This window comes from Bradyrhizobium sp. P2_E8 (genome assembly GCF_056403875.1).
This window is the reverse complement of the sequence record NZ_JBFUES010000143.1, coordinates 1-10,775: the sequence shown is the minus strand read 5'-3', so window position 1 is coordinate 10,775 and position 10,775 is coordinate 1. Positions and strand designations below refer to the sequence as shown.

Sequence of the window (10,775 nt, the reverse complement as noted above, 5' to 3'; positions counted from 1 at the left end):
TCCCATTTCCTCGCCTCACTCTCAAGGAATCGTGAAAATTCATCCGGCGCCATCGGCATCGGGTCAGAGCCCAGCCCGCGGATTCGCTCCACGATTGCCGGATCGTTCAGCGCCGTCACGAATGCCGAGTTGATTTTCGCGACAACATCGCCAGGCGTTCCCGCCGGCGCAACGATGCCGAACCAGCCAATCGCCTCAAAACCAGTGAGGCCCTGTTCGGCAAACGTTGGCGTCTCGGGAAGACCTGGATATCGATGAGCCGACGAGACGGCGATGGGCGCAATCAGCCCGCCCTTTATCGCGGTCATCGCTGACGGAGGATCGACGATCCCGAGCGGCATATGTCCGCCAATCAGGTCGGTAACTACCGGGGCCATGCCCCGATAGGGCACCAGCTCGAGCCTGGTATCAGCCATCTGATTGAACATCTCGCTTGCGAGATGCATCAGCGTGCCGTTACCGCCGTGACCGAGTGCAAGCTTGTTTGGCTGCTTTGCCATGGCGATGATGTCGCGAAGTGTCTTTCCCTGCAGCGAATTCGAAGCTGCCAGAATGAAAGGCACCGAGGCGAGGCCCGTAATGGGCGCAAGGTCCTTCGCGTCATAGGTTATGTTCTCCTGGACGCCGAGGCTTACGCCCAGCCCCGCCGCGCCGCCCAGTCCAATCAGGTACCCATCTGGTGGTGCTTTGGCGACGATGCCCATCGCGATCGCGCCGCCCGCGCCCGGGCGGTTTTCAATCACCAGCGTCTGGCCCAATTGCTTTTCGACGTTCGGCTGCACGATGCGTGCGATTGCATCGGAACTGCCGCCGGCGGGAAACCCAACGACGAGGCGGATCGCACGTTCGGGGTAAGCACTCGCAGCCCTACCACTCCCAACCGCAGCGCATTGGCATGCGAGCACGATTGCTATCACTGCTCTTGAAGCGCTTCTCATGGGTCTTTACCGGTGCCGTTTTGCTAGGCCCGAGCGCCAAGCCAACAGGTTTCGATTTCTACGGTCATCATCGTTCTCCTCCTGTTGTTGGTTGGCAGATACGCGGGCACGTCGGGTCATATTGCGTGTTCCGGACGCTTCCCGTTAGCCACAAAATACTCATCCATTAATCAGAACGCCTTATGAATCCCGCAATGCGGCAATTCGCATGTGTAGCGCCTTAACGTGCTCATGACGTCTGCGCAGATGCGGTGAGCCAGTCGGCTGTCGGCCACCGCTCTGAATTATTGAATTCGTGGTCTGGTCTTTTTCGGGCTGGAATGGGCAGACACGTCGCCTCTTCGGTCGGCGGCGCGTCGAACGGACAAGAGCTGTCTCGTTGTCTCCACGAAGCGTTGGGCCGCTGGTGAGAGGACGAAATCCGCCCGGCTTACCAGAGAAACGTGTCTGATTATCGCGGGGCGAGACAAGGGAACGGCTGCGAGCGTCGGGAATTGCGCCACGGGAAGCATATGTGCAGGCAAAATGCTTATTCCGGCGCCTTCTGCCGTCAATGCCAGTGCAGTCGTGATGAGAGAAACTTCCAGATTTGGTTTTAGCTGACGTCCGGTCCTGGCTAGGGCATCATCGATTTGCGACCTGATCCGTGTTCCGCGGCGCATTGCGATCAAGTTGCATTTTTCGAGGCTGTCCCACGTCAGCCGGGAAGCTTTCTCAAAGCGACCGTCCTTGATCCCAATAGCCGATAGTGAGCTCTGCGTAATTGTTTCGATCTTCACGTCCGGCGTGTCGGCGTTCTCAACGCTTCCGATGCCCAATTCGGCATCTCCGGCGGTGACAAACGGAAGCAAGTCATCAGGCGCAACATCGAAGATCTCGACGCGGATGTCCGGATAGTCCGCTCGATATCGCGCCAGGACGCGAGGGAGCAATGCAGAGGCAACTCCCGCCGACAYCGCAATTGTAGTCCGACCTGCCTTCACCTCGACCAGATCGCTCATGTGCCTGGCCAATCCGTTGGCGCCAGCAAGTATCCGTTCCGCAATCGGTATCGCGTCCTTGCAGGCGAGGGTCGGACGCAGCGCGCGGGTCGTGCGGTCGAACAGTCTGAGCTGAAAGTTCTCCTCAATCTGCCGGATCAGGAGACTGACCGCCGATTGCGTCACGCGCATTTCGGCGGCGGCCTTGGTGAGGCTGCCATGGCGATAGACCAGAACGAGTGCTTCGAGCTGCCGCATCGTCGGGATCATGAGTTTACCTTATGAAATGATGAGAATTTTGTGACTATTCTGAACGATCGGAACCTGCAAGATATTTCGGTAGCCGAATGTGCCCGCGATGAAATCCAGTATGGCGCGCTACGCGCAGCCAGACTGGGCCTGATCAGGCCACGGTACGAAGCCATTCTGTCCGGGCTACCAAGGGGAGGACTTCATGGGTCAAAAAGGGACTTTGGCCGCGATCGGCGCCGTTCTGATCGTTCTCGGCGGGCTGCTCGCTCATTTCACCCAGACCGCGAATGGAATTCGCATCCAAGACGTCCGCTTCAAGGGCGCCAAGGGCAATACCATGAGCGCCCTTGTCTATATTCCAGCGAATGCGACCGAGAAGACGCCGGCACCGGGGATTCTCGCGGTCCACGGTTATCTGAATTCGCGCGAGACGCAGGACGGCTTTGCGATCGAGTTTGCGCGTCGCGGTTATGTCGTCGTGGCGCTTGACCAGACGGGTCACGGCTACAGTGATCCACCGGCCATCGCCAACGGCTTTGGCGGCCCCGACGGACTCGCCTATCTGCGGAGCCTGCCCTATGTGGACAAGAACAACATCGGGCTTGAAGGGCATTCGATGGGCGGCTGGACCGTGCAGGCCGCGGCGACGGCGATGCCCGACGCTTACAGGTCGATCGTGCTCGAGGGCTCCTCGACCGGAAAGCCGTTCGCAGCCGACGGAACGCCCACGTGGCCACGCAATCTCGCACTCGTTTTCTCGCAATACGACGAATTTTCACTGATCATGTGGGGCAGTGAGTATGCTGCTGATATTCCCAAGTCGGCAAAGCTTGCCGCGGTGTTCGGTGTTGCGGGACCGATCGAGCCCGGCAAGGTGTACGGCGATATCGCCAAGGGCACGGCACGGGTTCTCCATACGCCGGCAATCACCCATCCCGCCGATCATTTCTCGCGCGAGGCGATCGGCTATAGTCTCGACTGGTTCGGTAAAACGCTGACCGGGGGCACACCGTTGCCATCGACCGATCAGATCTGGCTCTGGAAGGAAATTGGGACGCTGGTCGCACTGGTAGGACTTGTCGTCCTCCTGCTTGGTGCGTTCGAATCTCTGCTCGGCATGGCGCCATTTTCGGTGCTCCGCGCCGTCCCGTCTGGCCCTGGTGTGACGACCTCAGCACCATCCATGCAGAACGGACGTTGGTGGATCGCGTTTTGGCTCTCGGCGCTGCTGCCGGCCATCACATACTATCCAGCCTTTGCACTTGGAGCCACGTGGATTCCCGCATCCCGCTTCCTGCCGCAATCCTTCACCACCCAGATCGCACTCTGGGCTCTGATCAATACGGCGATTACGCTGGCGTTGCTTCCTCTGTTGCCGAAGCGCCCGATCCGAAAGGGCGTCGTGGGTCAATCGATACTGATTGCGGTCGCGACCGTTGCTGTCGGTTATGTTGCGATGTGGCTGGCCGATGTCCTGTTCAAGATCGACTTCCGGTTCTGGGTCGTGGCGCTCAAGCTGCCGAGTGCGACGCAATGGATGATCATGCTGATCTACCTGATACCGTTCACCCTGTTCTTCGTCGTCGCGTTGCACGCCCAGCACCGCAACTTCAGCCGCCTCGGCGCCTCGGCTCCTGGTCATTACGCCGCGATGATCCTGTCGCTTTCGCTTGGTTTCACCATCCTTATCGGCGGCCAGTATCTGGCTCTCTGGCTGGGCGGAAAACTGATAAATCCGGTCCCGAGCTCGCCGGTCGTGCCGCTGTCCACCATCATCGGCATCCAGTTCATCCCGGTGTTTGCCACCGTCGCTATCATCTCGACGTTCACTTGGCGACGCACCGGCACATCGCTGCCGGGAGCGCTGATTTGCGGTCTGCTCGTTACTTGGTACATTGTTGCCGGTACTGCGACCCAGGCTGCATTCTAATGTCTGGGAAAGAAATCCGGACATGACGAAGCGCAGCACTGCGCACTACTTCCTCGAAGGACTCTCGGATATCGGGGTCGACTACGTCTTTGCCAATCTCGGTACGGACCATGTCTCACTGATCGAGGAGATCGCGCGCTGGGACAGCGAAGGGCGCCGGCACCCGCAAGTGATACTGTGTCCCCACGAAGTGGTCGCGGTTCACATGGCGGCGGGCTACGCCCTCGCTACCGGGCGCGGGCAGGCCGTGTTCGTCCATGTCGATGCCGGCACCGCCAACGCCTGCATGGCGATCCAGAATCTCTTCCGCTATCGCCTGCCGGTCATGCTGTTTGCCGGCCGGGCGCCATTTACTCTGCATGGCGAACTGCTGGGATCGCGCGACACCTACGTCCACTTCGTTCAGGATAGCTTTGATCCCGCCAGCATCGTGCGGCCGTATGTCAAATGGGACTACTCGCTGCCGTCCGGGGTGGTCGTGAAGGAAGCATTGGCCCGCGCCGCTGCTTTCATGCAGAGCGATCCCCCGGGGCCAGTCTACATGTTGCTGCCGCGTGAGACGCTGGCCGAAACCTGGGACGATTCCGCAATGCCGGCCTATCCGCCGGCGCGCTACGGCAGCGTTCGGGCGGGCGGCATCGAGCCGGGGCGCGCGGCCACGATTGCCGAAGCCCTCATGAGTGCAGAAAATCCGGTTGCCGTGACCGCTTATCTTGGTCGCAAACCGCAAGCGGTCGCCGTGCTCGACCGGTTGGCGAGGACTTGCGGCATCCGTGTCGTTGAATTCAATTCGATCGATCTGAATATCTCTCAGGAGTCACCGTGCTTTGCGGGATTTGATCCGGCCTCAATCGTGTCACAGGCGGATCTTGGGCTGTTGCTCGATGTCGATGTGCCTTTTGTGCCGCAATCGTTGAAGGCAGCCGCAGCCAGGCGCTGGATCCAGATCGATGTCGATCCGCTGAAGGCAGATTTTCCGATGTGGGGATTTGCCACCGACATGCGCGTCCAGGGCGACTGCGCGACCGTTCTGCAGCAAGTGCTGGATATTGTGGAGGAACGCGCTGACGAGTCCTATCGGAGCAAGGTCCAGACGCGGATTTCGAGCTGGGCCCCCGCGCGCGAAGCTGCCGAGGCACGGCGTCAGGCGGCTGCGGCCGCGGAAGGTGTTCAAGGTGCGATCAATCCTGCCCACCTGTTTGCCCGCCTGAGTGCAGCGCTTTCGTCGAACGACATCGTCATCAATGAAGCGATTCGCAATGGGCCGCTGCTGCAACAGCAACTCCGGCGGACAGAGCCTGGCAGCTATGTAGGCCTCGCGGGGGGTGGGCTGGGGTTCAGCGGCGGCATGGCACTCGGCCTCAAGCTGGCGCAACCTTCCCGCCGCGTTGTGCAGGTCGTCGGCGACGGCGCCTTCCACTTCTCCTCACCGGATTCCGTCTACGCAACGGCCCAGCAGTATCAATTGCCGATCTTTACCGTCGTCCTCGACAATGGTGGATGGCAAGCCGTCAAAGCGTCGGTCCAGCGCGTCTATCCCGACGGTGTGGCGCAGAGGATGAATTCATTCCAGTCGCAGCTTGCTTCAGGCCGGCAGGGGGAGCGCCGACGCTTCGCCGATGTTGCATCCGCCTTCGGCGGCTACGGCGAGGAAGTAGTTGATCCGGTTCAGCTTGATGCGGCGATCGCCCGTTGCCTTGCCGCTGTCGATGACGGGCGTGCAGCCGTTCTTCACGCGCGCATCACACCACTTTAGCTGCTAGGTGTTTACCAGGCCATTCCGATCGAACGGGACCTGCCAATTGGCAAAAGCCTCGCCCTCAACAATCGCGCCGCGACTTAGGCGTCGTGCGCACTCCGGTGTCCAGCATGGGACGGGATCGATTTCGCGCAAGCAGCAGCTCTTAGCAGGGTATTAAGAAGCAATGTCCCGAGTTAAGTTGCCCTCCGGAAACACTTTGTCTTTCAACGGGGATTGACTTGACCCTCTCTCCGCCATTTTGCACGACGTTCCTCGCCAAACTACGATCCTCTACGATTTTGTACGCCTTGCGGTAGCCGCGCGAGCTCGCAGGTGGCAGTCGCGCCGAAGGCGGCAACCCGGTGAGGTCAGTGTTCAAACTTTGCAGGCGCTATCGCCTCAGCCGATACCACTCGGACATCGGCTGGCCTTCCACCACTCAGAAATCCGAAACTTTTCCGACCGCAAAGCCAGCGAAGCGATCTGGTCGGTAGGGCTTCGGATCAACGATTGGCGCCGCCCCAGTCACGATATCCGCGACCAGGTGGCCGGAGCCCGGGCCGATACCAAAGCCGTGTCCGCTGAAGCCCGCGGCCAATATCAAGCCGGGTAGGGATGAAACCTCTCCGATGGCTGGCACGCCGTCGGGCGTCGAGTCGATGTAGCCCGCCCATGCAGCGGTGATTTTCGTGTCCCTCAGGGCCGGTAAGAGGTCGAGGGCGCGCCGATGCGTGAGTTCAATTGTGCTTCGATCGGGCGCCGGATCCAGAATGCGAACCCGCTCCATCGGCGTAGGGCTGTCGAGCCGCCAACGGTGGAGTGTTTCATGTCCCGACCATACACCCTCGAGGCCGCCGGGGAGCAGACTGCGCCAGCGCCGCAGGAACATCGGGAGGAATTGCGGGGCGAAGCGGAACTGCTGGGCTGTCGGATCAACGCGCCCTCGACCACTGATGGCGAGTGTATATCCGCCATCGCCGCGTTTCGTGACCGAAACGCCGGAGGTATGCAATGCATCGGGTAAGCCCTTCACGGCCGTCGAGACCGAAAGGATGGACGACCGGATCGAGGCAAGCGGAAGGCGGATGCCGGACTGGTGGCAGAAGGAGGAGGACCACGCGCCTCCTGCCAATATGGCGACCTTGGTTCGGATCGTACCGCGCTCGGTCACGACCGCGCTCACCCGGCCGCCCTCGGTCTCTAATCCCCGTGCCGCGCACATCTGGTGCACGGTGCCTCCACCCTTGAGGATGGCCCGCGCTGCCGCAGGGGCCGCATTGGAGGGATCGGCGATGCCGTCGCTCGCCGAGAAGACGCCGCCCTTCCAGGCGCGCCCGGTGGCTGCGCCATGGGAAGTAGCTTCGGTCGCATCGAGCATGCGAGTGCTGACGTTCACGCCGCGGGCAAAGTCGCACCAGCGCGCCCAGCCCGCCAACTCGGCCTCATCGTTGCTGAGGTACAGGAGGCCGCAGCGGGAGAAACCGGTGTTCTCTCCGCTTTCAGCGCCAAATCTCTCCCACAGGTCCAGGCTCTTGGTTGCCATCGGCAGCTCTCGAGCATCGCGGTTTTGCTGGCGGCACCAACCCCAGTTTCGGCTGGATTGCTCGGCTCCAATCCGCCCCTTCTCCACGAGAGCGACGCTGAGGCCGCGCAAGGTGAGATAATAGGCCGCGAACACTCCGATAATGCCGCCTCCGATGACCACCACGTCGGCGCGGTCGGGAAGATCAGGCGAGGTCTCAATCTGACAGAGGGGCGCGGGCATCCTGTGTTCCTGGATTTCGATGGCTGCATCTTAGATCGCGCATTCGCGTAGACGGCACCGGATTCGATGGTGGTCCAGCATTTTATGCTGTATCCTCCGTGTACTGCAAAACGGCATTCTGTCCGAACGATACATGTCAGTGACGGACGTTGGCTGCGAGAGAAGTAAGCTTTTTGCTCGCTGTGCAGAATTTTCTGCTGCGCGTTGAGGAGTGGAGGGCGATCTATGAAACTCGATCGGATTGACATCAAGATTCTTCACGAGCTCCAGAAGAATGGCCGCGTCACCAATGTTGAGCTTGCCGAGCTGGTCAATCTGTCGCCCAGCCCATGCCTCATGCGCGTGAAGCGACTGCAGACCGAGGGCTACATCGAGGGTTACTCAGCCCAGATCAACATGCGCAAGCTGGGACAGACGCTGACCGTGTTCACGGAAGTGACGCTGAAGAACCATCGACAGATCGACTTTGCCCGCTTCCTGAGCGCGGTTGAGAAAGTCGACCAGCTGATTGAATGCCATCTGGTCTCGGGAGGTTACGACTACATGCTGAAATTCGTCGCCGCCAGCATCGGCGAGTACCAGACGATCATGGAGCGTCTGACCGATATGGATATCGGCATCGATAAGTATTTCAGCTTCGTTGTCCTCAAGTCGCCTATCGTGCGCTCCCACATGCCACTGACCAGCCTCTTCCCGGCTTGATGCCACTGCGCCAGCTAGTGGTGGCAATAGGTCCGCACCTGCTCTGGATCCTGCTGCAACCCATCCAGCCAGGTCGGGTCGAGTTTCGGCACTGAAGAGAACAAAAGCCGGGTATAGGGATGCTCCGGTACCTTTGACCGGACCGGCGTGATCTCCTCGACCTTCTGACCGCGATACATGACGATGATCTCGTCGCAGATCGCCTCGACGACCGACAGATCATGGCTGATGAAGATGTAGGAAAGACCGAGCTCCCGCTGCAACTCCTTCAGGAGCTCGATCACCGCGGCCGCAACAACCGTATCGAGGGCCGACGTGATCTCGTCGCACAGGATAAGCGTCGGTTCAGCAGCAAGCGCCCGAGCGAAATTGACGCGCTGCTTCTGACCGCCTGAAAGTTCTCCTGGCCGTCGTTGGCGCACGGATTTGGGAAGACGGACCAGATCGAGAAGCTCGCTGATGCGCGCATCGCGCGCCTTACCCCTCGTCCCATGATAAAAGGTGAGGGGGCGTCCCAGTATGTCTTCCACGGACTTCGCTGGATTAAGCGCGGTGTCGGCATGCTGGAATACGATTTGAATCTGGCGGAGTTCGTTGCGGGTGCGGCTGCGGCCGGCTTTCCCCAATTCCCGGCCATTGAAGGTGATGCCTCCCGCGTGGGCCGGCAGGATGCCGGCAATTGCCCGGGCAAGGGTTGACTTCCCGCAGCCAGATTCGCCGATGACGCCCAGATTTCGGCCCCGGTCCAGCCTGAGGCTGACCGACTGGACAGCACTGACCAACGGTTCTCCATTGCGCAGGCGAGAGCCGTAGCCGACGGTCAGCTGGTCCACCATCAGCAAAGGCAGGTTCGCTGTCGTTTCGATTTCCGGGACGCGCTCTTGCGCCTTCGGCCTGAAAGCGGCCAGGAGTTCCTGAGTATAGGGATGGCGAGCATGTTCGAGGATCTCGCTGGTGGTGCCGGTCTCCCGGATTTCACCATCCTTCAGCACGACTATCCGATCCGCGATCTGGGCGACGACGGCCAGATCGTGGGAAACATAAATACCGGCGATATTGTGCTGTCTCGTCACGGTCTTGAACGCGCGCAGCACCTCCACTTGCGTGGTGACATCGAGCGCCGTCGTGGGCTCGTCGAAGATCACAATCTTCGGTTGGCCGATCAGGGCCATGGCTGCGGCGAGGCGCTGAAGTTGCCCGCCCGAGACCTGGTGAGGATAACGGTCGCCGATGGCTTCCGGCTCCGGCAACGACAAGGCCCTGAACAGCGAAATGGCCTTCGCTCGCGCCTGAGCGGCCGGCATGAGCTTGTGAATTTGCGCCACCTCGACGACCTGATCCATGATGGTGATCGCCGGGTTGAAGGCGGCAGCAGCACTCTGCGGCACGTAGGCCACGGTCGTGCCACGAATGCCGGCGCGTTCCGTTTCCGAAAGACCGACCATGTCAACGCCGCCCACAGAGACTTCTCCGCCTGTTATTTTGCAGCCTTGCCGGGTGTAGCCCATCAGCGTCAGGGCGATGGTCGTTTTGCCCGAGCCGCTCTCGCCGATCAGGGCGACGATCTCGCCCTCGGCGATATCGAGGCTGAMGCCCTTGATGATCTCCAGCCGCCTGCCGGAGTCGGTTGTCGCCTCAACCCTGAGGTTGCGGATCTCAACGAGGTTTCCCGTCATTCGGGGCTCCGGTCGCGGATTCTGCGCGGCAGATTGTCGATCAGAAGGTTGACGCTGATGGTGAGACTTGCGATGGCGAGCGAGGGGAAGAGCACCGCCGGCGCAGCAAAGGGCAGTCCACCGATATTCTCGCGCACGAGCGCGCCCCAGTCGGCGTAGGGTGGTTGCACGCCGAGTCCCAGAAAGGACAGACCGGAGAGCAGTAGCACAACGAAGACGAAGCGGAGGCCGAGGTCGGCCAACACTGGACCCAGAATATTCGGCAGGATTTCCGAGGCGATGAGATAGGGGAGCTTTTCGCCGCGAATCCGGGCCACCACCATGAAGTCCATCGTGTTGACATTGACAGCGAGAGCCCGGGCGAACCGATAGGCTCCCGGGGTGTAGATCACCGACAGCGTCGCAATCAGCGCCGGGATCGACGAGCCGACCGCGGCGACCACGACGAGGCCGAACAGCTTGCTTGGAATCGAGTTCAGCGCATCGAGAAACCGGCTCAGCATGGTGTCGAGCCAGCCTCCGGCAACGGCTGCCGTCATGCCGAGCGCGACGCCGCTGAAACAGGCGATCGAGACGGCGGCAAGCGAAATGCCGAGCGTATAGCGCGCTCCCATCAGGATGCGCGAAAAGATATCCCGACCGAGATAGTCGGACCCGAGCCACAGGTCTCGGCTCACAGGCCCGAAATAATCCGTATCGACGATCTCGCCGACGGAATGGGGGATCATGTGCGGGGCGAAAAGGGCGACGACGACCCAGAGAAGGATCACGCCCAGAGCCGAGATGCCGAC

General features: G+C 60.8%; 8 protein-coding genes. 3 read left to right on the top strand and 5 right to left on the bottom strand.

The features are described 5' to 3' along the window. Positions 1-782: Bug family tripartite tricarboxylate transporter substrate binding protein (locus AC1D00_RS10775; protein WP_477010662.1), on the bottom strand; the 782-nt coding region annotated here is incomplete at its 3' end. A gap of 440 nt (positions 783-1,222) precedes the next feature. Then, positions 1,223-2,188, bottom strand: a complete 966-nt coding sequence (locus AC1D00_RS10770; protein ID WP_477010661.1) for a LysR family transcriptional regulator — start codon at positions 2,186-2,188, stop codon at positions 1,223-1,225. 184 nt (positions 2,189-2,372) lie between these two features. Here AC1D00_RS10770 and AC1D00_RS10765 point away from each other — a divergent pair, with 184 nt between their 5' ends. Beyond that, positions 2,373-4,100: an alpha/beta hydrolase family protein gene (locus AC1D00_RS10765; RefSeq protein WP_477010660.1), complete on the top strand. Its 1,728-nt coding sequence runs from the start codon at positions 2,373-2,375 to the stop codon at positions 4,098-4,100. 22 nt (positions 4,101-4,122) lie between these two features. Continuing rightward, positions 4,123-5,856 carry a thiamine pyrophosphate-requiring protein gene (locus AC1D00_RS10760; protein WP_477010659.1) on the top strand — a complete coding sequence of 578 codons (1,734 nt, stop codon included), beginning with the start codon at positions 4,123-4,125 and terminating at the stop codon, positions 5,854-5,856. 424 nt (positions 5,857-6,280) lie between these two features. Here the strand turns inward: AC1D00_RS10760 and AC1D00_RS10755 are convergent, their stop codons facing one another. After that, positions 6,281-7,606, bottom strand: coding sequence for an NAD(P)/FAD-dependent oxidoreductase (locus AC1D00_RS10755; protein ID WP_477010658.1), 1,326 nt, complete (start codon positions 7,604-7,606; stop codon positions 6,281-6,283). A 225-nt stretch (positions 7,607-7,831) separates the two neighbouring features. Here AC1D00_RS10755 and AC1D00_RS10750 point away from each other — a divergent pair, with 225 nt between their 5' ends. Further along, positions 7,832-8,308 (top strand): Lrp/AsnC family transcriptional regulator, encoded by a 477-nt coding sequence (locus tag AC1D00_RS10750; RefSeq protein ID WP_027547764.1) that lies wholly within the window; start codon positions 7,832-7,834, stop codon positions 8,306-8,308. 14 nt (positions 8,309-8,322) lie between these two features. Here the strand turns inward: AC1D00_RS10750 and AC1D00_RS10745 are convergent, their stop codons facing one another. Both AC1D00_RS10745 and AC1D00_RS10740 read right to left on the bottom strand, forming a co-directional pair. Next, the gene (locus AC1D00_RS10745; protein WP_477010657.1) at positions 8,323-9,984 is read right to left on the bottom strand and encodes an ABC transporter ATP-binding protein; all 1,662 of its coding nucleotides are present in this window, start codon (positions 9,982-9,984) and stop codon (positions 8,323-8,325) included. Next, positions 9,981-10,775 (bottom strand): ABC transporter permease (locus AC1D00_RS10740; protein ID WP_477010656.1); only part of this gene is annotated, 795 nt, incomplete at its 5' end. The genes AC1D00_RS10745 and AC1D00_RS10740, both read right to left, overlap by 4 nt.